The organism is Klebsiella sp. CN_Kp113 (assembly GCF_040064585.1).
GTDB lineage: Bacteria > Pseudomonadota > Gammaproteobacteria > Enterobacterales > Enterobacteriaceae > Klebsiella > Klebsiella michiganensis.
The window spans coordinates 253,128-275,961 of record NZ_JBEAID010000018.1 but is presented as its reverse complement, the minus strand read 5'-3'; the positions used below and the strand labels follow the sequence as shown (position 1 = coordinate 275,961).

21 protein-coding genes and 1 pseudogene are annotated in these 22,834 nt (G+C 54.4%); 10 read left to right on the top strand and 12 right to left on the bottom strand.

All coding sequences use genetic code 11. The annotated features are described in order from the left end of the window. Positions 1-3: 3 nt before the first annotated feature. The 4 genes and pseudogenes from vgrG to ABLV30_RS11400 form a co-directional block, all read left to right on the top strand. Positions 4-1,278, top strand: a pseudogene (gene vgrG / locus ABLV30_RS11415) (type VI secretion system tip protein VgrG); the annotation flags it as partial. A gap of 585 nt (positions 1,279-1,863) precedes the next feature. Further along, complete coding sequence (locus tag ABLV30_RS11410) at positions 1,864-2,952, top strand: ABC transporter substrate-binding protein (protein WP_004851647.1); 1,089 nt, start codon at positions 1,864-1,866, stop codon at positions 2,950-2,952. Between the two features lie 71 nt (positions 2,953-3,023). Next, positions 3,024-4,793: an iron ABC transporter permease gene (locus ABLV30_RS11405; RefSeq protein ID WP_154950830.1), complete on the top strand. Its 1,770-nt coding sequence runs from the start codon at positions 3,024-3,026 to the stop codon at positions 4,791-4,793. Further along, positions 4,786-5,856 carry an ABC transporter ATP-binding protein gene (locus ABLV30_RS11400; protein WP_032692928.1) on the top strand — a complete coding sequence of 357 codons (1,071 nt, stop codon included), beginning with the start codon at positions 4,786-4,788 and terminating at the stop codon, positions 5,854-5,856. Before ABLV30_RS11405 ends, ABLV30_RS11400 begins: the two co-directional genes overlap by 8 nt. A gap of 56 nt (positions 5,857-5,912) precedes the next feature. On the opposite strand, the gene ABLV30_RS11395 is transcribed toward ABLV30_RS11400, so the two are convergent. From ABLV30_RS11395 to budA, 3 genes are read right to left on the bottom strand one after another with little or no spacing between them, the layout of a single operon-like run. Beyond that, positions 5,913-6,683, bottom strand: coding sequence for a (S)-acetoin forming diacetyl reductase (locus ABLV30_RS11395; RefSeq protein ID WP_047723697.1), 771 nt, complete (start codon positions 6,681-6,683; stop codon positions 5,913-5,915). Between the two features lie 23 nt (positions 6,684-6,706). After that, positions 6,707-8,386 (bottom strand): acetolactate synthase AlsS, encoded by a 1,680-nt coding sequence (gene alsS, locus ABLV30_RS11390; RefSeq protein WP_047723698.1) that lies wholly within the window; start codon positions 8,384-8,386, stop codon positions 6,707-6,709. 10 nt (positions 8,387-8,396) lie between these two features. Further along, positions 8,397-9,176, bottom strand: a complete 780-nt coding sequence (budA, locus tag ABLV30_RS11385; RefSeq protein ID WP_004851637.1) for an acetolactate decarboxylase — start codon at positions 9,174-9,176, stop codon at positions 8,397-8,399. Between the two features lie 106 nt (positions 9,177-9,282). Here budA and ABLV30_RS11380 point away from each other — a divergent pair, with 106 nt between their 5' ends. After that, the gene (locus ABLV30_RS11380) at positions 9,283-10,155 is read left to right on the top strand and encodes a LysR family transcriptional regulator (RefSeq protein ID WP_014229640.1); all 873 of its coding nucleotides are present in this window, start codon (positions 9,283-9,285) and stop codon (positions 10,153-10,155) included. 28 nt (positions 10,156-10,183) lie between these two features. On the opposite strand, the gene cspF is transcribed toward ABLV30_RS11380, so the two are convergent. Beyond that, positions 10,184-10,396 (bottom strand): cold shock-like protein CspF, encoded by a 213-nt coding sequence (gene cspF, locus ABLV30_RS11375; protein ID WP_348865599.1) that lies wholly within the window; start codon positions 10,394-10,396, stop codon positions 10,184-10,186. Here cspF and ABLV30_RS11370 point away from each other — a divergent pair. Then, positions 10,344-10,622, top strand: a complete 279-nt coding sequence (locus ABLV30_RS11370; RefSeq protein WP_162097154.1) for a hypothetical protein — start codon at positions 10,344-10,346, stop codon at positions 10,620-10,622. The genes cspF and ABLV30_RS11370 overlap by 53 nt on opposite strands. Here the strand turns inward: ABLV30_RS11370 and ABLV30_RS11365 are convergent. Continuing rightward, positions 10,567-10,737, bottom strand: coding sequence for a YnfU family zinc-binding protein (locus ABLV30_RS11365; RefSeq protein ID WP_213220741.1), 171 nt, complete (start codon positions 10,735-10,737; stop codon positions 10,567-10,569). The two genes, ABLV30_RS11370 and ABLV30_RS11365, sit on opposite strands and share 56 nt — an antisense overlap. A 464-nt stretch (positions 10,738-11,201) precedes the next feature. On the opposite strand from ABLV30_RS11365, the gene ABLV30_RS11360 reads away from it, so the two are divergent. Both ABLV30_RS11360 and ABLV30_RS11355 read left to right on the top strand, forming a co-directional pair. Continuing rightward, positions 11,202-12,389 carry a PLP-dependent aspartate aminotransferase family protein gene (locus ABLV30_RS11360; protein WP_047723700.1) on the top strand — a complete coding sequence of 396 codons (1,188 nt, stop codon included), beginning with the start codon at positions 11,202-11,204 and terminating at the stop codon, positions 12,387-12,389. Continuing rightward, on the top strand, positions 12,382-13,800 hold the full coding sequence (locus ABLV30_RS11355; protein WP_047723702.1) for a Na+/H+ antiporter NhaC family protein: 1,419 nt from the start codon (positions 12,382-12,384) through the stop codon (positions 13,798-13,800). The genes ABLV30_RS11360 and ABLV30_RS11355 overlap by 8 nt, the downstream gene beginning before the upstream one ends. 122 nt (positions 13,801-13,922) lie before the next feature. On the opposite strand, the gene ABLV30_RS11350 is transcribed toward ABLV30_RS11355, so the two are convergent. Continuing rightward, the gene (locus ABLV30_RS11350; protein WP_004851627.1) at positions 13,923-14,063 is read right to left on the bottom strand and encodes a hypothetical protein; all 141 of its coding nucleotides are present in this window, start codon (positions 14,061-14,063) and stop codon (positions 13,923-13,925) included. A gap of 315 nt (positions 14,064-14,378) precedes the next feature. Here ABLV30_RS11350 and ABLV30_RS11345 point away from each other — a divergent pair, with 315 nt between their 5' ends. Next, positions 14,379-15,287, top strand: coding sequence for a DUF535 family protein (locus tag ABLV30_RS11345; protein ID WP_154950832.1), 909 nt, complete (start codon positions 14,379-14,381; stop codon positions 15,285-15,287). A 115-nt stretch (positions 15,288-15,402) separates the two neighbouring features. Here ABLV30_RS11345 and ABLV30_RS11340 read toward each other — a convergent pair whose 3' ends face one another. Next, positions 15,403-16,074, bottom strand: a complete 672-nt coding sequence (locus ABLV30_RS11340; protein WP_154950834.1) for a helix-turn-helix domain-containing protein — start codon at positions 16,072-16,074, stop codon at positions 15,403-15,405. Positions 16,075-16,478: 404 nt separating this feature from the next. Here ABLV30_RS11340 and ABLV30_RS11335 point away from each other — a divergent pair, with 404 nt between their 5' ends. Continuing rightward, entirely contained in the window at positions 16,479-17,030 is a 552-nt protein-coding gene (locus tag ABLV30_RS11335; protein ID WP_014838689.1) for a tyrosine-type DNA invertase, read from the top strand. Positions 17,031-17,067: 37 nt separating this feature from the next. Here ABLV30_RS11335 and ABLV30_RS11330 read toward each other — a convergent pair whose 3' ends face one another. The 5 genes from ABLV30_RS11330 to ABLV30_RS11310 form a co-directional block, all read right to left on the bottom strand. Further along, positions 17,068-17,595 (bottom strand): fimbrial protein, encoded by a 528-nt coding sequence (locus ABLV30_RS11330; protein ID WP_154950836.1) that lies wholly within the window; start codon positions 17,593-17,595, stop codon positions 17,068-17,070. Positions 17,596-17,640: 45 nt separating this feature from the next. Beyond that, positions 17,641-18,642 carry a fimbrial protein gene (locus ABLV30_RS11325; RefSeq protein ID WP_154950838.1) on the bottom strand — a complete coding sequence of 334 codons (1,002 nt, stop codon included), beginning with the start codon at positions 18,640-18,642 and terminating at the stop codon, positions 17,641-17,643. Between the two features lie 15 nt (positions 18,643-18,657). Further along, positions 18,658-21,228: a fimbria/pilus outer membrane usher protein gene (locus ABLV30_RS11320; protein WP_154950840.1), complete on the bottom strand. Its 2,571-nt coding sequence runs from the start codon at positions 21,226-21,228 to the stop codon at positions 18,658-18,660. A gap of 60 nt (positions 21,229-21,288) precedes the next feature. Beyond that, positions 21,289-21,978 (bottom strand): fimbria/pilus periplasmic chaperone, encoded by a 690-nt coding sequence (locus ABLV30_RS11315; protein ID WP_025105871.1) that lies wholly within the window; start codon positions 21,976-21,978, stop codon positions 21,289-21,291. Between the two features lie 100 nt (positions 21,979-22,078). Then, positions 22,079-22,597: a fimbrial protein gene (locus ABLV30_RS11310; protein WP_049079334.1), complete on the bottom strand. Its 519-nt coding sequence runs from the start codon at positions 22,595-22,597 to the stop codon at positions 22,079-22,081. Between the last annotated feature and the right edge of the window lie 237 nt (positions 22,598-22,834).

Sequence of the window (22,834 nt, the reverse complement as noted above, 5' to 3'; positions counted from 1 at the left end):
CGGATGCGGAGCGGCAAAAGTGTGCACGGCATGGTGACCCGCCTGGAATGGCTTTCCACCTCAAAGGATCAGTCTCACTACCGGCTTACGCTCAGTTCACGCCTGGCGCTCCTGGGATACACCCGACAGTGCGCGGTATATCAGAATCAGTCCGTTCCTGAGGTGGTGGAGCGGGTGCTGCGTAAACACGGTCTGGAAGGTCCAGATTTTGAATTCAGACTGGAGCATACATACCCGCCGCGTGAAATTATCACTCAGTGGCAGGAGACGGATCTGCAATTCATCCAGCGCATTCTGTCTGAGGTGGGGATTTACTGGCGCACGGAGATGGACGACATGCGCGGTCTGGATACGTACATTTTTGCCGACAGCCAGCTTAACTACCAGTTTGATGTGCGCCTGCCGTACAGCGAGCCATCGGGGTTGTTCGACGGCGCGGCAGAATCGGTCTGGGATGTGCGGACCTGGCACAACATCGCCACCGGCACTGTCGTCACGCGGGATTACAACTACCGGACCGCCACCACGCCGATGGATGCGACGGTGAGTGTGCGCAGTGATGCGGTCACCACCGGGGAGCATTACCGCTACGCGGCACCTTATCGTGAAGCGGGCGATGACGCGAGCCCGGAGCCGGAAACCGAATCTGGCGCGTTTTATGCCCGGCTTCATCACGAGCGGGTGCTCAACAGGTCGGCCCGCATTCACCTGTTCAGTAATGCTGCACACCTCACTCCCGGGCAGGTGCTGGAGCCGCAGGGCGACGTCATTACGGCCCTGCAAGAAGGCGTGATCCTCACGCTGGTGACCTTCCGGGGGTGCCCGGGATTCCAGTCTGCACGTGTCGGTGTAGGGCATGCCTTACACCGAAAGTTACTGCTTCCGCCCGGCTGAAATACCAGGTCCGCAAGTGCACGGCACCCTGCCGGCACGGGTTGAAAACCGGGAGAAGAACGCTGTTTACGCGCATCTGGACGAGTATGGCCGCTACCGCGTCAGGCTCGACTTTGACCGGGACGATGCGGAGCAGGGATTCGCATACCTGTGGCTGCGGATGGCGAAGCCGTATACCGGAGAGACGTACGGCTGGCACACCCCGCTTACCGATGGCACCGAAGTGTCCATCGCGTACAGCAGCGGCGACATCGACCTGCCGTATATTTCTCACACTTTACATGACTCTGAACATCCGGATCCCGTTACCCGTGACAACCGCACCCGCAACGGGCCACAGCCCCGGCAAACAACACGCTGTGGATGAGGGACTGCTGGGGAGAGGTCCGGTCAAACTCGCCACGAACTCCCTTTATCTCGTCTCTGTGGGTTGTGCCCACCGCCATTTCAGCTCCTGAGCGCTTTCGGGCTCGTCAACGCATTCTTCCTCCCGTGCTCGTTTTTTGTTCACGATGGCGATGACATGGTGAACAGCGATCTTTTCTTCAAAACAGTGGCTTCAGCGTGTTTTTGTGATTTTTGTCATATTCATATCAGCTTTCATTTTTTAGTTCATTTGATGAAATGCCTTTCCATTACGTTATTTAACAGCTCAATTGTAAGGCCGATCGCAAAATTTACCCTGATGGCAATATCCATAAGCGCGATTGACGTTCGCCCGGCGCCAGCGGGTGTTATTTTTGTGTGTAAGAAAACGCAACACTGAGGGGGTCAACACAAAAAACTTAATGTTTTCTTAATATTCCCGCCCAACAACCTTTATCTCTTTAGCCGCGTCCCACGAATCTTCCTTTAAATTACGCCAGCGTCACAAAAGCCGTAAAAAAACAAACCCCGGCGTTGCAAGGCTCTGGCGTCTCGCTATATGTTAAATTTAAGTTTAATAATTGATATCTAAAGGTTGATTTTATGTATATGAAAATTAGTGGGTTAGTGATTTCACTGACGGCAGCTATCTCCGGACAGGTCCTTGCCGCAGTTCCTCAGGGCTATCCGGCGGATTATCAAAAGGTGGTGGATGCCGGGATTAAAGAAGGCAAAGTGGTTATCTATTCAACGACCGATACCAAGGCCGCAGGCCCGTTAATTAAAGGCTTTGAAGCGCAATATCCCGGCATTAAAGTTGAATATAACGATATGAACAGCACCGAATTGTACAACCGCTATATCAGCGAACAGGCGGCGGGCGGCGGCAGCGGCGACGTGGTCTGGAGCTCTTCCATGGATACGGCGCTGAAGCTCGCCACCGATTACGCCGAAGAGTACGCCTCGCCGGAGCGGGATAAGCTGCCAAAATGGGCGGTCTGGCAACAGAAAGCCTACGGCACGACCTACGAGCCGGTGGTCTTTATCTACAATAAGCGGCTGATCCCTCAGGGCGAAGTTCCGGACTCGCATACCGCGCTGGCGAAGCTGATCGCCGGCCAGGCCGATAAATTCAAAGGTAAGGTCACGACTTATGACATTGAAAAATCGGGTCTGGGTTTTATGCTGGCGGTACAGGACAGCAAAGCCGATGCCAGCTACTTTGACGATCTGGCGGGCATAGCGAAAGGCGGCCTGACCGTGCAATCGTCCACCGGTACGATGATGGAGCGCGTCTCCTCCGGGGAAAACCTGATTGGCTACAATATTCTCGGATCCTACGCGGAGGCGCGGGCCAAAAACGATCCTTCGCTCGGCATCTCCTATCCGAAAGATTATGTACTGGTGCTCTCGCGGGTCTCTTTTATTACCGCAGAAGCCGAGCACCTTAATGCCGCGAAGCTGTGGTTTGATTACGTGCTGTCGGAAAAGGGACAAAGCATCCTGGCGAACCAGGCCGATATTCCCTCCCTGCGCAATGATATCGAAGGTAAAAATGATATCGACGGTATGACCAAAATGCTCGGTAGCGCGCTGAAGCCTATTCCGGTCGATGAAACGCTGCTGGCGTATCTTGAGCCGAAACAACGACTGGAGTTTATCAAACAGTGGCGCACCGCCGCGGCGAAATAACCCTCCGGCGCTGCGCATCATTTCAGGATGCGCAGCCCGCTTAACGCCCGCCAGGTTTAAAGGGATCGCTTATGAATGTCTTACGTCGAAAATGGCAGGGTTTGCCGCGCGGTATCGTCGTCGTGATGACGGCGCTGGCGATTTATGTCCCGCTGTTATTTATCGTGGTGCAGAGCTTTCTCTCGGCGCCTTTTTTTGCCCGCACGAAATCGTTCAGCCTCGAAGCCTTCGCCTTCATCTTTAGCGACCCGGATTTTTATCTGGCGCTCAAGTCCGGGTTTATTCTGGCCTTTGGTCTGGTGGCGATTGCCATCCCCCTCGGCGGGATCCTCGCCTTTTTAATGGTACGTACCGATTTACCCGGGCGGCGGTTTATCGAGCCGCTGATTCTGGTACCGATTTTCGTTTCGCCGATGGTACTGGGCTTTGGTTACGTGGTGGCGGCCGGGCCGGTGGGCTTCTTTTCGCAGTGGGCCGAGCAGCTGATCGGCTTCGTGCCGTGGAATATTTACTCGATGTTCAGCATCGTGGTAATTGCCGGGCTGACGCACGTTCCGCATGCCTATCTCTATATCTCTTCCGCGCTGCGCAGCGTCGGATCGGATGTCGAGGAGGCCGCGCGGACGGTGGGCGCATCGCCGCTGCAGGTGATGACCTCGGTGAGCCTGCCGATGGTGCGACCGTCGATACTCTACGCCTGCGTACTGCTGTTTTTCCTCGGCCTGGAGGTATTTGGCCTGATGCTGGTGCTGGGCGATCCGGAAGGCAACATGGTGCTGGCGACCTATCTCTATAAGCTCACCAACAAGCTCGGTACGCCTTCTTATCACCTGATGGCGGCGGTGGCGGTGGTCCTGATCTGCATCACCGTTCCGCTGGTGATGCTCCAGCGCCGCCTGATGCGCACCGCCAACCGCTTTGTCACCATGAAGGGAAAAGCGTCCCAGGCCCGCGCGCTGCCGCTGGGGAAATGGCGCTGGGTCGCCGGGATTGTGGTGGTGGCATGGCTGACGGTCACCATTGGGGTGCCGCTGATCGGCGTGGCGCTGCGGGCCTTTATTTCAAACTGGGGCGTGGGCGTTTCGCTGTGGGATGAACTCTCGCTGGCGACGTTCCGTAACATCTGGCAGCAGCCGAATCTGCTGCGCGCCATCGTTAACTCCATGGCGATTGGGGTGATTGGCGGCGCGCTGGCGGTGGTCTGCTATCTGTTCGTGGGCATCGCGATGCACCGCAAACCGGATAACGTCACGCGCTTTCTGGACTATAGCGTGCTGGTGCCGCGCGCGGTGCCCGGGCTGCTGGCCGGGCTGGCGTTTCTGTGGGTATTTCTGTTTCTGCCGATGTGGCTCGATCAGTCGCTGAAAAACGGCTGGCTCTCGGCGCTGCCGGTGGCAGACTGGCTGCGTGAACATCTGATCGTTCAGCTGCGCGCGCTGCGTAACACCATTTTTAGCGTCTGGCTGGCCTATACCGTCGTATGGATGGCTTACGGGCTGCGGCTCATCTCCTCGACGCTGCTGCAGGTAGCGCCGGAGCTGGAGGAGGCCGCACGCAGTACCGGCGCATCGCGCGGGCAGATCACCCGCCACATCACGGTTCCGCTGTCGCGCTACGGCTTAATCGGCTCCTGGCTGCTGATGTTTCTTATCTTCGAGCGCGAATATTCCACCGGGGTTTATCTGCTCTCTCCGGGCACCGAAACCATCGGTTCGATGCTGGTGTCGCTGTGGGCGGCGGGGGCTATCGATATCGTTGCCGCGCTCTCCTTTATTAATATTCTGCTGGTGGTCGTGGGCCTGGGTATCGCCCTGCGCTTTGGAGTGAAATTACATGATTGAATTATCGGTAGAAAACCTGCATCTGACCTACGGTGATAATCCGGTGCTCAAGGGCGTGTCAATGGAACTGAAGCGGGGTGAGGTGGTCTCGCTGCTCGGGCCATCGGGCAGTGGAAAAACCACGCTGCTGCGGGCGGTAGCCGGGCTGGAGAAGCCGACCAGCGGCATTATCACTATTGGTAAAACCCGCGTCTATGACGGCAACCCGCGTAGCGAAATCCCGGCGGAGGCGCGCAACCTGGGGCTGGTATTTCAGTCCTACGCGCTGTGGCCGCATAAAACGGTGTTTGAAAACGTGGCGTATCCGCTGAAGCTGCGTAAGGTTGCCGCCGCGGAGATCAAGCAGCGGGTGCAGACCGTGCTTGAACAGCTGGGTCTGGGGCATCTTGGCAATCGCCATCCGCACCAGCTCTCCGGAGGGCAGCAGCAGCGCGTGGCCATCGGCCGGGCGCTGGTTTACAACCCGCCGGTGATTCTGCTGGATGAGCCGCTGTCGAATCTTGACGCCAAGCTGCGGGAAGAGGCGCGGGTCTTTTTGCGCGAGCTGATCGTCAAGCTGGGGCTGTCGGCGCTGATGGTCACGCACGATCAGAACGAGGCGATGGCGATTTCCGATCGCATTCTGCTGCTCAATAACGGGGTGATCGAGCAGCAGGGAACGCCGCAGGAGATGTACGGTAGCCCGAGAACGCTGTTTGCCGCCGAGTTTATGGGCAGCAATAACCGGCTGCATGGCACCGTCACCGCTCTGGATAATGGTCGGGCGCGAATTGAGGGCGCCAGCTGGGCGCTGTGGGGGATGGTCGGGGAGGGGGTCAAGGTGGGGGAAGAGGCGACGGCGGTGATCCGCGTTGAACGCCTGCGCATCGCCTCAGCGCCTGAGGAGAATATGCTGGCATTGCCGCTGCTGACCAGTATGTATCTCGGCGACCGCTGGGAGTACCTGTTTCGCACCGAGGGCGATGATTTCGCCATTCGCGCCTACGGCAGCGCGCTGCGCGATGCCGAGCGCTGCCATCTGGCCTTGCCCGTCAGCGACCTGTGGATCTTCCCTAAAGGGTGAGATAAAAAAGCCCCGGCGCTGAAGCCGGGGCAAACCATGTCAGAGCTTATTTATTATTAGCTAAATACCATGCCGCCATCGATCAGCAGCGATTGGCCGGTCATATAATCGGAGTCCGGACCGGCGAGATAAGAGACGCAGGCCGCGACGTCTTCCGGCTCGGAAAGCCGTCCAAGGGTAATGCGTTTGGCGAACTCCTGGGTCCCGTAGCCCAGCGGTTTACCCGCCGCTTCGGAAACCTGACGGTCGATTTCCGCCCACATTGGGGTTTTGACGATCCCCGGGCAGTAGCCGTTAACGGTAATTCCCAGATGCGCCAGATCGCGGGCGGCGGTTTGCGTCAGGCCGCGCACGGCAAACTTACTTGAACTGTAGACCGCCAGTTCCGGGTTACCCACGTGGCCCGCCTGGGAGCAGGCGTTGATGATTTTGCCGCCGTGGCCCTCTTTTTTAAACGCCTCTACCGCGGCCTGGATACCCCAGATAACGCCTTTGACGTTGATATTGTAGACTTTATCGATCACGTCCTCGCGAATCTCTTCGATAGGCGTGGAGGGCGCCACCCCGGCGTTGTTCACAATCACGTCAAAACCGCCCAGGCCCTTCCGCGCCTGTTCTACGGCGGCAAAAACCTGGTCGCGTTTAGAGACATCCACCTTCACCGCCAGCGCCTGGCCGCCGCCGCGGTTAATTTCATCGGCGACCGCCTGTGCGGTGGCGTCATTGTAATCGGCGATAGCCACGGCAAAACCATCTTTAACCAGGCGAAGGGCGATAGCTTTCCCGATGCCCTGGCCCGCGCCGGTCACGAGTGCGACTTTTTTCATTGCTGGATTCCTTCTGTAGTGACTCAAAGTATTTGACTGAGATGAAGCTGGCCCATCAGCAGCGGGTTGTCGCTGTAATCAACGGGGATGGCGACCACGGCGGGGCCGTCGACGTCCATCGCCGCCCGCAGCGTCGGCTCAAGGGCGGCTGCGCTCTCAACCGCAAACCCTTTGGCGCCGAAGGCTTCGGCGTAGGCTTTAAAGTCCACCGGACCGAACTCAACGCCGGAGAGCCGCTGGTATTTTTTCTCTTCCTGAATCGCCACCATGTTGTAGCCGTTATCGACCCAGATGATATGCAGGACGTTAGCTTTTAGCCGTACGGCGGTCTCCAGCTCCATACTGGATTGCAGGAAGCCGCCGTCGCCGGAAACCGAAACCACTTTGCGCTGCGGGTTCACCAGCCAGGCGCCAATCGCCCACGGCAGCGCCACCCCCATGGTCTGCTGGCCGTTGGAAATCATGACCTGACGGGCGCGGAAGCTGTAGAGATAGCGGGCGATCCAGATGTGAAAGCTCCCCATATCGACGGTCAGCGTTACGTCGCTGTTGACGATGTCCTGCATGGCGCGAACGATGCGCAGCGGATGAAGGGCAAACTGGTTCAGCTGCGCGCCGCGGCGGTCGAGCAGCTCCCGCTGATGCTGGCGGTCAACCAGGATCTCGGCGGCCTGCGGCGACAGCACCAGCTGGTGGTCGATACGCTGAGAGAGTTTGTTTAGAGTGGCGGCAATATTGCCGACCAGCTCGATGTCCGGGGTATAGTTGCGCTCTTCGTAAGCCGGCAGCACGTCGATATGCACCAGCGTGGCGTTGCCGTTATTCCACATGGCCGGTTCGTACTCCACCGGGCTATAGCCGATGCAGATGACCAGGTCGGCGAGATGCAGGAGTCGATCCCCCGCCTGGTTATTGAACAGCCCAACCCGCCCGGCGAAGCGGGTAAAGTGGTCCTGATTCACCGCGCCGGCGGCCTGATAGGTGCTGGTAACCGGGATATGGCTTTTTTTCAGTAATTCACGCAGCGCCGCGCTGTTTTCCGCCTGGCTGGCCATCAGGCCGAGCAGGAATATTGGATTTTTAGCGCCGGCAATCATCTTCGCGACTCGCTCAATGGCTTCGTCCGGCGCCGCGCCGGTCTGCGGCGCATCGCTGGCGGGCAGAACCCTGGCGTGGACCGGCTCGTCGACCACGTCCTGCGGCAGGCTGACGAAGGCGCTGCCGGGACGTCCCTGCTCGGCGGCGCGAAACGCGTTGGAAACCACTTCCGCCAGCGCTTCCGCGGCGGTGACTTCCACCGAGTATTTGGTTACCGGACTAAACATCGCCACCGTATCCATACTCTGGTGCACCTGTTTGGCCTTGTCGGCGCGTTTTACCGCACCGCCCAGCGCCACCACCGGGTCGCCTTCGCTGTTTGCGGTGGCCATGCCGGTAATCAGGTTGGAGCAGCCGGGGCCGGACGTGACCAGCGCGACGCCCGCTTTCCCGGTGATGCGGCCAACCGCGGCGGCCATAAACGCGGCGTTGGCTTCGTGGCGTACCGGAATAATGCGAATGGAGGAGTCCAGCAGCGAATCGAAGACTTTATCGATTTTGGCCCCTGGAATGCCGAACACCTGTTGTACGCCCTGCGCCTCAAGCTGGCTGACGATAAGGTCGGCGCCGTGCGCCCACTGGCGCGGTTGATGTTGATTATCCACGAGAATCTCCTTAGTTTTCGACTGAGCGAATGGCGGCATCAAGATTGTCAGGATGCAGATCCGCCTGCAGGAAGGCGCTATCGGCAGGAAGGTCAATCATCAATTTGTGGATCTCACCAAAGGTCAGCACGCCGTGGTCGAGCTGATAATCGAGCAGATGGCCGCCGCCCTGGCGGTCATCGGTGATGAAGTGTTCGTGGTAGCCGGCAACGTTAATGCCCTGCATATGCTGCGGCGTGCGAAACCCCACCAGTACCCCTTCGCGCTGGTTGAAGCGGAAAACGGGCTGGTCGTCGAGCACGTCGGTCATCGCCCGGTAGGGCGGCGTCTGGCGCGGTACGGTGCGGGTATGGGCGTGGCGAAAATGGCCGTTGATACGCAGGGCGCAGAACAGATTATCGGAGGGGATTTGCCGGTCGATAATGTCGTGCAGCTGTTCGCGGCTGACCGGTTTATCAAACGTTTTGCGGTACTGCGGCTGAAACCAGGTCATCACCGCGAAGGGCGTGCGCTGCTCCATGCGGGCTTTGCGGGCGCTGCCGTCGGCGCGCAGCTGGTAAACCTCGCTGCTAAACGCGATCAGCTCGCCGTCCAGTTCATTAAAGGTGCCCAGGCCGAAATCGCCGTGGGTGAGCAAATCGGCGATGGTGGTATTGCCCTCATAAACGCCGCTCAACAGCGCGCTCATCAGAGAAGTCTGGTAGATGACGCTATCGGGATGTTGCGCGGAAAATCCTCGTAGAGTTTCACACAGGCTCTCTTCGCAAGAGCATTCAGCAGAATGGTTCATTACCCGCTTCCTCGTTCAACGAATATCAGAAAGGTTAAATAAATGTTGACCCGATTCAGCTCACAGTTCCAATATAGAATCTATGATTGTTTGAGACGTTTTCGATATGGAACTTCGTTATCTGCGCTACTTCGTCGCCGTCGCCGAGGCGCGACACTTCACTAAAGCGGCAAAAGAACTCGGCATCTCCCAGCCGCCATTAAGCCAGCAAATACAGCGACTTGAACGGGAAATTGGCACGCCGCTTTTCCGCCGTTTAACCCGCGGCGTCGAGCTGACGGAAGCGGGGGAGTCGTTCTATGAGGATGCCTGCCAGATCCTGGCATTAAGCGACGCGGCGCTGGAAAAGACCAAGGGGATCGCCCGCGGGCTGAACGGCCGGCTCTCGCTGGGCATTACCAGTTCTGATGCCTTTCATCCGCAAATCTTTAGCCTGCTCCAGCAGTTTCAGCACAGTCACCCGGGAGTCACGTTACATCAGGTCGAGGGCAATATGGCGACGCTGATGGGGGCGCTTGGCGAAGCGGAGCTGGATATCGCTTTTGTGCGCCTGCCCTGTGAAAGCAGTAAAGCGTTCAACCTGCGAATTATCGACCAGGAGCCGATGGTGATTGCGCTGGCGCGTTCGCATCCGCTGTCGTCCCATAGCGAGCTGACGCTGGAGCAGTTAACGGACGTGGCGCCGATTCTTTTCCCGCGGGAAGTGGCTCCGGGGCTGTATGAGCTGGTGTATAACAGCTATCTGCGCGCCGGTATTGATATGCAACGAACGTATCAGTCATCGCAAATATCGTCGTCGTTAAGCATGGTGGAGGCCGGATTCGGGTTTGCGCTGGTGCCGCAGTCCATGACCTGCATCACGCTGCCTAACGTCAGCTATCACCCTTTGTCGGGCACGCCGCTAAAAACCGATATTGCTATCGCCTGGCGACGCTACGAGCGCTCGCGCACGGTGAAGCGTTTTCTGGCCATGTTTTAATCCGCTCGGTAGCGCCTGGAGCCGGTGTTTATGAAAGATAGACATTGGCGGCGGTTGGCCCTCGCAGTCCGTTAACGCGACGAAATTCAACGCTGATTCCTGGGCTGATTGTGGTGGGTTCGCCGGGCGATAATGCGGAAATATGAACCTGAACGTCTTTACGACCATCGGAGGGGATTATCAGGCCTTTGCCTGTTTTATTATCAAATGCTTTGACAATACCTGTCATTTTTTGGAACAACGAAATACCTTTTAAATATGAAAACCGGCACGACTATACAGTAAGCGCGCGGGAAGTCTATTCAAATCAAAATAAAACCCGCGCTGGCGGGCTTTTTTTCGCCAAAAGAGATCGGCGCTGGCTGATTATTGCTCAACCACGCGCGGCAATCGGCATCTGGCAAGAGAAAATTATGCAGCGGGTCGTGATGAGGACTGAAAGAGTTTATGGCAGTAGGGACAAATGAGTTGCGCACCTTTTTGGACTCGGCTGAAGCTGTGTTCTGAATCCTGGGAGCAGTTAGGGCAGGAGCATTTAACGAGATAATTACGGCGAGTTTTAGCGTCTTTGCGTTCTGACATATGATATTTCCTGATTTAAGAGCGTATGACCATACAGCATTCTACAGAAAATAGCTCTAACTCATTCTTCGCAGCGGTGGTTGAGGCTGTGAGCGGCAGGACGAAAAAAAAGATCCAGCGGAAGCGTGCAGGAGAGGATTTTTCCCCATTTTTTTGTGATTAACATCACTCTTTAAAATAAAATCAATTTATATCAATTAATTAGCGATCATCGATTTTGGCGTGTAGAGAACATTTTTCTCCATTTTTCCCGGAATAGAGTGAAAATAGGCAAAATTTTCTTCCTCGTCTGATATACATTTTAATAGTGATTGAAGACGCAAATCACGCTGTTAATGATGAAATAGCTATTCCTTTTTGGCTATTAAACGGAGTTTTGGCTGTTGTTTTATTCGCCAGCTTCGCCGAAGGCGTCAATAAAAAAACACGACCTTTTATGTCTAATAATAATTTGAGTGTACTCTATGAAAACCAAAACTAAAGATATTGCAACTCTGGCGGTACACGCTGGAAACCAATCCGATCCGGTAACCAACGCTATATTTACGCCGATCGTCACGGCCAGCTCATTTATTCAACCTAATCTTTATGAAGGCGGCGATTTTTGTTATTCCCGGGTCTCTAATCCAACGCGTCAGGCTTATGAATCGGCGCTTGCCGAGCTGGAAGGCGGCATTTACGCCACCGCCACCGCATCGGGAATGGCGGCCACCAATATCGTGATGGAACTCTTGCCCAAAGACGCCCATATTATCGCCATGAAAGGCGTCTATGGCGGAACCTGGCGGCTGTTCGAAAAATTAAAAACGCATACCACCGGCGCCACGATTTCCTATATCGATTTGAATGATGAGCAAAGCCTGATGGCCGCTATTCAGGAAAATACCGCTTTAATCTGGATTGAAACGCCGACCAATCCCTTACTGGAACTGGTCGATATCGCGAAAGTGTGCCGTATTGCTAAAGCACGCGCCATTACTACCTGCGTCGATAATACCTTTGCCAGCGCCTGGAATCATAAGCCGCTTGAAATGGGCGCGGATATGGTCATGCTCTCTACCAGTAAATATGTCGGCGGACATTCAGATTTAATTGGCGGCGCGGTAATCACCAATAATGAAACGCTGGCGTCGAAGCTCGACTTTATTAAAACCACCATCGGTTCGATTGCATCGCCATTCGATGCCTATCTTGCCCTGCGCGGTATGAAAACGCTGGATCTGCGCATGGCGCGTCAGTGCGGCAATGCGCTGCGGGTGGCTGAATATCTGGAAAACCATCCGGCGATTGCCAGCGTCTATTATCCTGGCCTGCCGTCGCATCCGCAGCATGCGCTGTGCAAAAAGCAAATGCGTTCAGGCGGCGCGGTGGTAACCGCAACGCTGAAGGGGGATATCCAGAGTCTGAAACGATTCATCGGCGGTCTGCACTATTTTGTGCTGGCGGAATCGCTTGGCGGGGTGGAGAGCATGATCAACCATTCGGCTTCTATGTCCCACGGGGCGATGTCAAAAGAAGAGCGGGAGGCTATTGGGGTTTACGACACGACGCTACGTTTCTCCGTCGGTATTGAACATATCGATGATTTGCTGCAAGACCTTGACAGCGCCTTCGCCGCGATGGGCATCGCACAGGATAATCATCATGCATGACTATGGCATCTGGACGATTATTACCCCGCTGGTCACCATTATTCTGGCTATCCTGACTCGCCAGGTGATCCTTTCCCTGCTCACCGGCATTTTCGTTGGCTACGCGGTGATTAACCACAGTATTATCCAGGGCGTTGGTGCCACCCTGAACGGGATTATCGAAACCTTCGCTTCCGCCGGTAATGCGCGAACGATTGTTTTTATGGTGATGATCGGCGGTATTATGCGGCTGATTGTGGTGACCGGCGGCGTGCGGAAACTGGTGCAGTTTCTGTCGGAAAAAAACGATTTCGTCACCAATAAAAAATCGGTCCAGCTGCTGGCGATGCTGGTGACATCGTTGATTTTTATCGAGAGCTCGATAAACCAGCTGATCGCCGGGGCATCGACGAAAAACCTTGCCCGACGCTATAAAGTCTCACCGGAAAAGATGTCCTATATTATCCAGACATCCTGCGTCTCCGTCTGCTCGTCGGTGATGATCAACGGCTGGGGAGCGGCGATGATGGGCGTTATCGGCGTACAGATTGCGCAGGGGTACCTGACCGGCGAGCCATTTGAAGTCCTGGCAAGCTCAATGATCTGGAACACGATGGCCTGGTTTTCATTAGCCTCGGTGCTGTTTTATATTCTCTCCGGCTGCAGCTGGGGGCCAATGAAAAAGGCGGAGGTGAAGTTTGAAACGATCCAGACCGAAATAGAACAAGAGCATGGCGAAGAGGAGGCGGACGCGGTAATTGACCATCCGGCCTGCAATTCATTGCTGAACTTCTTTATTCCCATTCTTTCCACTGTGTTAATGGTTCCGGTTGTTCTGTATATTACCGGCGATGGACAATTCTCAAAAGGCAGCGGCTCGATGTCGGTCTACTCCGGCGTTATGTTTGGTACCATCGTCTCTTTTATCTGGTTCCGTGCGCGCGGTATTCTGAACGTTGAGAACTTTTTCAAAGAGCTGTATATCGGCTACGCCAGCATGGTTAAAATTAGCTCAATCATGATCCTGGCTTTCCTGATGGGGCATATTTCAGCGGAGCTGAATACCGGGCAGTATATCGCCTCCATTACCTCCGGCGTTATTCCATCCGGTTTCGCGATCGGCTTTATCTTTCTGATTGCCGCGGTGATGTCGCTGGCCACGGGCACCTCATGGGGGACCTTCGCCATTATGATTCCGATTGGCGTTCAGCTGGGCGTCTCATTAGGTATCGACCCGCACTTTATGATCGGCGCGGCGATTTCCGGCTCAATTTTTGGCGACATGACTTCCCCTATCTCCAGCGATGCCATCGTGGCCTCAATGGCGACCAACTGCGACCATATTGAGCATATTCGTACCCAAATGCCTTATGCGCTGGTGACGGGTAGCCTGGCGCTCGTTGTTTATTTAATTGTCGGTTTTACGCTTTAACCTACAGATTTAAGGACGCAGGACGGCGCCCGACGGGTAAAATGGGCGCGTTGAAGGCGTTTTTATATCCGTAGCTGGGGAGAGGCAGGTAAAAAAAACCGGCAGGGCAGCCGGTTTCGTCGTTAGATCTTACAGGCGTCGCCGCAGTCATCGTCGGCAACAACGGCCTGCGCTTTTTTATCGGCCTCTTCAAGGCGCTCAGCGTTGCGCTCTTGCGCTTCTTCCAGCCCGCTAAAGACGAGGTTATCGAGATCAATTTCCATGCGTTACCCACTTAAGTTCAGTTTTGACCGTGAGCAAGTATAGGCAAAACGCCGGGGGGATGCACCCGGTGTGAAGCCGTGTAGCACATAGCGATAAGTGCGGGTGTGTTATTGCGTGCTGTCGGGAGCGAGTGCGGGTCGGGATCCTACTAATAATAATAGTTGAAAGCATGTTTTATAACCTGCCGGCGATTATTATAGTCGCGATCAAATTATTTATTAAACGAATCGACAACGAGCGCTGGGTTAGACATTGACTTGTATAAAATATGCTAATATTGACCGGCTTATGGATGTATCTATGGATTATGGTCAATGGTCTCGACAACAGCAGTAGCCGCTATCAAAGAATGGCGGAAAACTAATAAATTTATTTGTCACGTTAAACTCAACTATAAAAAGGTATTGCGGAAATGCAGAGAAATATCTTTAATCGGAGGAAAATATAAGGAATATCAGACGTTATGTGAAAATTACGCTTGCGCAAAACTAACAGGAGCAACCGAGGGGCTGGTTAACTTTGAAGATAAACCCTTTAAGGCCTATTTAAATAAAAAGATGTCAAAAAGAGCGAAGCTCAATATTGCTCATGGCGCTTTGAATTTTATAGAGAAAACCTTTCTTCCCGAGGCGTTGCCGCAGCTGTACGATATGAAAGCATTTGGTCGTTCGCTAATCACTATTCCGCTGAAAAACGGTACCTGCATTGATGTGAAGCTGCTGGCATCGCCTTTTCAGGAGGAGGGGGAGCTGATGATCTTAATGTTCCTGGGTGATAAACGCGTCTACAGTATCTGTTTTTCCTGCACCGAAGATGGCCAAGCCTGGATTGGCGGCATTCAGGGTGGGAAAGACATTGATAATGAAGAAGTGAAAGCGCTGACCAAGGAGCTTTACGGCATCCGACCTAAGAACTTAATTATCACGCTGCTGTACGGTTTTTTGTCGCATTTCAATATCAAGGAGATCTATGCGATCGACAGCCATTACCATGTTAAAAGCGACAGAGTAAAAACCAGCTATTCTGAGCTTTGGCTGGAAATTGGCGGTGAGAAGCATAGTCGCGGCTGGTATAAATTACCGGCGAACGAGATAAAGAAAAGCCTGGAAGAGGTTAAAAGCAAGCACCGGAGCCAGTTTATCAAGCGAGAAGGCTTGAAAGAGCTGGCCCAGTTGGATATGGCCGCCGCGCTACGCGACATTAGCGTGAATCGTCACGGCTGATTATCCTCGTTTCGCATTTGCCGGTGGGCAGGGGGCTGCCCACCGGCAATGGCGGAGTCTACGCAAGCTGAATGCGGCCGGCGCCTTCATCGCGTTGGCCGCTCGGCTAAAGACGTTATTCACTAAGCTTTAGGCTGGGAGGCAGTTGATTCATCGTCACCAGAATCCCTCGATGGAGCTGAATAGCGCCCAGCTGTTTTAATTTGGCCAGGGTTCTCATGACCCCACTGCGCGACAAGAAGGTTCGCGACAGAATATAATTGGCGGCGGTGATTTTATTTTTGATCGCTTCCGGTTCATTATTTAATTCTATAAGCTGATGAACGATGATTTCATAACAGGAAAGTTTAGAAACCTTAAAGCAGTGGGCGTAGACTTTTGCCGACGAATATTCCAGAAGTCGTGAGACATTTTCCCATAATTGCTGTTCGGCGATGATCTTATGCGCCTCGTTAATTGATATCAGGCCAATAGAAGATGTTTCCTGGGTGCGCAGGTAAATATGCCGAGAATAACGTAGCTGACTATTCATGCCAAAGATGAATGGACTCGTTTCGGAGTTGATGATGAGTCCATCGTTGTTGCGATATAAAGACATCGTGCCACGGAACAAAACCAAGCATTGATGCTGTTTTTCTTTTACTATGCCGATGTTTCGTCTCCCATCCATTAACATTTGGTTACATTTTGGTGCCAGGCAGCGAATGAGTTTATCAATGTCGTCTATGGGTTTGGTGATGGTCCGGAGCAGATCTGTGTCATGTTGCACACGAGGGATTGTTTCCATGCTTATGATTTCCTTATAAAAAAGAGAACTCCCAAAAAACAGCAAACTGTAGCCAAAACATTATCGATGACGCTGAGGGGGCGAATAAACCCCCAATGAGTCTACACATAGACTTAAAAAAACTTGCCGCCTCATCAGACTTAAGATAAATATTAATAGCATAAGCTTATAAATCTCCTTATTTACATAACAGCGAAATCTATTTGGTTTTAATTTTATCGATGTGATATTTGGGCTATTCCTGATATTTGATATTATTGGGCGGTAGCGTTTATGACTATTAACAGTGTTCAGGACTTGCAGTTATCAAGGATTGCTCGACAGTGGATTGCCAGTAGCCATGAGCAGAGTCAATACAGGAGCCGAATCTCAGGGGCTCCATTGAAGAAACCGTCAGGTTGGCTATGAAAAAAAGAAAATATTTAAGTAAAAAAGAGGTGCAGGCATTAATTGATGCTTCGCAGCAGCAGGATGGCTCGCTGCGTGATTATTGCATGCTCCTCATGTGTTTTATTCACGGACTGCGCGTAAGTGAATTACGTTTTTTAAAAGTGAGCGATATTGATTTATCCAGCCAGCGGATCGCCATTCGGCGTTTAAAAAATGGCTTTTCAACCATTCATCCTCTTCAGCCCCGTGAACAGCTGGCGTTAAGCCAGTGGCTGGTTAAGCGCACGAGCTGTTTAAACGCCGATCTTCCCTGGCTGTTCCTGTCGCGAAAAGGCACTCCGCTTTCCCGACAGCACATTCACGTTATGATGCGAAATTATGGCGTGCAGGCCGGCATTGCCGTTCCGGTACACCCGCATATGCTGCGCCACGCCTGCGGTTATGCGCTTGCGGAAGAGGGCGTTGATACACGTTTGATTCAGGATTATCTCGGCCATCGCAATATCCAGCATACCGTCTTGTATACGGCGAGCAATCCGGCGCGCTTTAGCTCGATTACCCTCTGAAGCCGGAGTATCTGGCTCGATAAGAGCCAGATACCCTTTAGTTATAGGTAAAGTTCATAACGACCATCGCGCTGATATGACCCGCGGTGGCGTCCCCTGCGACGCTAAATATGCGCGCGCGCATATCGAATATGGCCTGACGGTTATTATCGACGTCGACGGCAATAGATTTTCCGCTGCCTGCATTAATTGAACCGGTTATACGCTGAAGTTCTATCGCGACATTGCGTGAACTGTCCGGGCTGCTCACGTTGGCATATAAATCAGGGTCAGTACCGTCGACAGGGCCTGTAAAGTGAGCGGTAACGCTTGATGTTCCTACAGGGCAGTGGCTCAGCGTGACGTAAAATTCTTTCCACTCGGAGTAAGAGTTGGCCGCGCTAAGCCGGCGGCTGGGAATATTTTGTCCGAGATCGATATTATAAATACCGTTGTTTTCGACGGTGCAGGAAGACGCAACAATATCGCCGTTGATATAAAGAGTGACATCCGCAGCATAAGCGGGTAATGACGACGAAATCGCCGTAAATAACGTTATGACGGCCGGGCTGGCGATAATTCTCATTATCGACTCCTTAAGTAAGCAGTGAGAAACGAGAGCGGGATAAACTCAGTTGTACATCATCGTTAAGGTGGCCACCGCGTTGGCGTGGCCGGGATGGATCTCCGGCGTGTTCTGGTAATAGCGAAAGGTGAGCGGCAGGGTTATCGATGCGCCAGCCTCAGGGATGGTGCCGACCGGGAAAAAACGATCGAACTGGACGGGCGAGCCGTTATAAAGCACCTGAACGCCGACCCCCTGGGCTACGCCGGTTTCATTGCTTAAGGCCACTACGCCGAGCGTCGGGGAGAGATAACCTTGACTGCTTATTGACGTATTCACGGCGACCTTATCGTCGCACCGCACCGGAATTGACAAACTCTGTTCGCCGCTGGTGCTGCCCGGACCAGAGAATTGGCCCACCGGAACAGTACCCATGTTGACAGTTAACGTCGAGGGGACGGTGCAGCTTACCGCTTTATAAACAATATCTCCGGCATAGCCGATATAGTTTTGCTGCCCCTGGCTGCCGATACCCAGACCGGTATCATAGACCCCCATACCAAATTTGGTTTGCGCGACATCGAGAGTGCCGCTCGTTGCCGTATCCCCCGTTTTTACCAGCGTTAGTGTGACCGTATATCCAAAGGTCATGCTGGCGTCGCGGGAGATATACCCCAGCGCCTGCGCGCGCGTATCGCAATCGCTGCCGATACCACTCACCCTTTGGCCGGCGCTATTTTGCAGCGCAATACCGATGCCTTCGACGCCGGTTTCATAGACCCCCGGAAAACCCGCGACTTCTTCGCCGCTGCCGTAATAGCAGGCGATAATGGGGTGCCCCGGGGTGACATCCGCCCAACCGCTGCGGCCTTTGCAGTTTCCGTTAAAGGTGAAGACCCGCTGCGTGCCGGGAATATCGCTGCCTACCGGCAGCGCCCGCGATACCGCGATCTGCGCGAGCTGCTGGGTAAACGGCGTGGGCGGAGAACTGGGACAATAGTTGTTCTCCGCGTGGGCAGCGCTGGCGATCAGAGTAACCAGCATAAGGGGGACGTTGACTCGTTTCATATCGTCATGCTCCTGCTATAAACACTGTGCATTAAGGTTGATGATCCCGCTGGCGCTTTGCGTCAGGCTGTAATTCACTCTGCACCGGCCATCAGGGTCGTGACTCCAGCTAACCTCCAACTGACCCGCGTCTTTTAGCCCCGTCAGATAAACCTGTCCGCCATCGCCTACGATGAAGCTTTTTGGCGTCGGGGAGGCGGGATCGATAACCGTTGCGCCGAACGGTACCGACGCGCCGTTGCGTTTTCTCAGGGTCATCAGGACCCGTTTACCGAGGCTGGTTTCATAGCTGGCCTTCACCAGCGCGCCGCGCGTGGGGATGACCGTCTGCGTTGCCAGCGCCAGTTCGGCATCATCGGCCAGGGTTTCGGTATTCAGCGTGAGATCGTTTTTGCGATAGGGGCTGAGGTAGGGGACGACGGTGTAGCCGAAGCGATCGGTTTTGACGCCTGACTGCCCAAGCACCGCTACGTTTTGTGCGCCGGGCGCGGCGATCAGCGCCATCGTTTCGCCGAGGGGCTGGCTAAAGGTGAGGCCGTTGCGATGCGCCACGATCCCGCCCTGCAAACCATAGTTAACGCGTTCGCTGTAGCGATCGCGGGCGTAGCCGACGAGGGTCTCGGCGTAAGAGGCGCGCCAGTCGGCATTAATCCCGCTATTGCTTCCCTGGCCCTGAGAACCATAGCCCTGCATGACGCTCCAGCTCAGATTGTTATCGGCCAACAAGGTACCGCCCAGGCTCAGATTATTGGTGGTATTTCCCTGCTTGCTGGTATTCATCATGTAGCTGACGTAGGTGGGATGGCCGCCGAATAATTTCTCCAGAGGAATACTCATGGTGAGCGCAAACAGCCCATCGCGCTCGTAGATGCGCCCGGATCGCTGGCCGTAGCGTTCCGCGGAGTGAATGTTATAGCTGTAGCTCAGACCGAAACTGACGCCTTTGTACGAACCGTTGTAGCTCGCGCTATATGACTCCATGCGCTTGTTTGTATCCCAATAGTCTTCCACGATGGCGCTAAGCGCGAGGTTGCCTGGTATCTGAAACAGGTTCTGGCTGACGGTTAACTCGGCGCGGTTGCGCCTGCGTTCCGGCATCACGTAGCGCCGCCCATCGCGCCAGGTATTAAGAACGTCCTGCATATCCCAGTAGCCGCTGGTGGCATAGCGATAGCCCGCGAAGGTGAAATTAGTCCCGGTCTGCACCAGGTTTTTGCTGTAGCGAATACGCCAGGATTGGCCTTCTTCTCGCGGTCGATTTTTTTGCTGCGACCAGGCCTGGGTGATATCGGTGGATAGGGCGCCAATGGGGCCCAGATTTTTACCTATGCCCAACGCTAACGCCTGGTATCTGTTACTGAACTGGCCGCCGCCGTATACGGTGTAGCCGGCGGGAAGGCCATAAATCGCCGTGCCGGCGGCCAGCGGGGCTTTATCAATACCGTTGTCATAGGCGCGGTAAACGCCGGCGGTCATGGCGTATTTTAACCGGCCTTCGCGCTGCAGCACCGGGACCGATGCGTAGGGCACCACGAGGAATTGTTCGCTGCCGTCAGACTCTTTAATGGTGACGTACAGATCCCCGGAACCGCCGGTGGGGTACATATCGGTGATTTCGAAGCTGCCGGGCGAAACGTAGGTCTGATAAATGATGTATCCGTTTTGCCGGATCGTGACCTGGGCATGGGTACGGGCGATCCCCCGGACTACGGGGGCATAGCCGCGCAGGCTCTCCGGCAGCATATCGTCGTCAGAGGCCAGCTGGCCGCCGCGAAACGGAATACTGTCGAAAATATCGGAAGGCGTGGTGCTATCGCCCAGCGTCAGTCGGCTCTTCAGCGAGCGTATATCGCGCTGGGCGTAGGTATAAACGGTATCCCATTTTGTTGAGGTGCCGCTTTCACCGTTCTGGCTGTTGCGGTTCCAGGTGGTGTAATTACGCAATCGCCAGGGACCGATATTAAGACCGGGGCGTAAATTAATGTACTGCGCGTTTCCGCCGCCGCCGCCGCCTTTTCTGTCCCGGTTGTTGGCGCCGCTGACGCTGTAATTGACCAGCGCCGCCGGAATGCCGTCATCCCATCGCGCCGGATCGACCCAGCCGCGCGCGGCGTTGGTAAGGGAGGATTGGGGAAAACTTAACAGCAGCTGCTGGTGCGAGAAACGAAAGTCGGCGCTGGCCTGAGGAATCGCCGACAGCCTTGCGCAGCTGGCATCGGGCTGGCCTAACGTCGGATAACGCTGGATCATGACGCCCCATGAGGCCAAATCGTTCAGGGACAGGCAGGGCTGTAATGTGCTCTGTCCCTGCGCGTTTTGCTGTATGCGGAACTCAACGTCCCGGGTATCCACCTTGCTGTCATTGACATAAATATCCACCCTGTAGCGTCCGGGCTGCTGCCCGCCATGCTCCTCGAAGGCGGAGAGATCGGTGGTGGCCAGCCCGCCTGCGCCGGTTTCCAGATGGGCGGGGTTGAACCGTTCCCGGGCGTTAGCTGAGGGGCTTATCCCCACAATCAGGGCAATCTGGGTGGCGATAAGGTAAGCTAAATTCAAGGGCGAGTCGCTTGAGGTTCTTTTGTTCATCCTGAAATGCTCCTTAGCTGACGGCAAATCGCCGCAGCGCAAACCGTCGGCAGCGGCGGGTTAGCGAACCTGCGTGTGGCTTTTTCCCACGCCGCCAAAGTCGCTAATGATTTTCCATGACACCAGGCCGGTCACCTTGCCAGGGGTAGCAAACGTGGCTGAGCTCATTGGTGCGACAAAGGTGGCTTCGGTAATGGGATGATTGCCCACCGTGACCTCGTTGAAATTCATGTAAAACGGCGTCGGATTCGATACCGTTAGCCTGCTGCCCGTCAGGCTCCATTTCAGCTTATGGGTCACCTCTTCCGGGATACCCTTCAGCGTTTTGGGACGATAAATAAGCTTGAGGCGCGTTCTTACGGCGATTTGCAACGTGTTCGCGTCTTCCGGGGCGGTATTTGTCGGAATAGCTTTGACGTTTAGCCAATAAAGCGACTCGCGATCGGTAGGGAGCTGGCCGCCGGTATTGACGATCCGCAGCAGGTTTTGCTGATTGCCGTCGAGGCGGAACAGCGGCGGGGTAATAATAAACGGCGGCCTGGCCGGATCGTTATTGCGCGGCTCCACCCACGACTGGATCAGATATGGGCCGGTATCCGAATTGCTGACGCTTAAAGAGGCCTCTTTTTTGCCGCCATCAAAAATCAGTCGCGTGCCGCCAATTGTGACGCCGCCGCTTTCTGTCGCCGCCGCTAATTCGCTCGCCAGCACCAGGAGGAGAAGGGGAAATATTCTATATCCTTTATGCATGATAGCTATTGACTCCACAAATACGAAAAGGGACGGACCGGCCGCTGCCGGTCCGCGGAAATAACGCCAGCGCAACAGAAATACGCCGACGAAATATCCGTTAGTTGTAATTGAGGGTAAATGTGCTGGTAGAGTTAGCGAACCCTGCGTTTACGGTGCTTGATGTCGCATAATAGCGGGCGACGAAAGCGAGACTATTTCCGCCCGGCTGCAGCGGGTAAGCGGATGAGGCGGTATATAATGGAACGACGACGTTTTTATTATCCATTAACTGGATCCCGACGCCCTGTGCCACGCCAGGCTCTTGGGTGAGCGCCAGAATAGTGCCGACGCTGCTATCCGCCGTGCCGTCGAATTTTACCGTGGCCGACTTAGCGGATTTCGGGCAATCTTTCAGCTCAATAATAAATTTAGTCGCCGAGGCCGTGGAGCCAGCGCCGTTGAAGGCTTTGCTGGAGACATTCCCCATCATAACCGACAGCGGGTTGGTCATATTATTGATCACGGTACAGGCGCTATCGGTGATGGAACCGTAAAAATCAATACGGCCATCATCCGCGAATACGGAGGCGGACATGACACCGGCTAACAGACCAACAGCAATAAGACTCTTGTTCATAAGGTAGTCCTTATATGCAATATAGAAAGGTAATAGCTTCACAGAAATAAATTTCTCATGAGCCTTTATTAATCTGATAGCCAGATGTCGTGCTGAAATAGATTCAGTTACGCTGAGGTTTATTTCTGCAGAAGACATTTTGTATCAAAGTGTCATGTTTAGTTTTATCTATTTTGTTTGTTGATTTTTTAGATGTAGATGCCAGGGATGGCGTTTTTTGCAATATTAAAAACCATA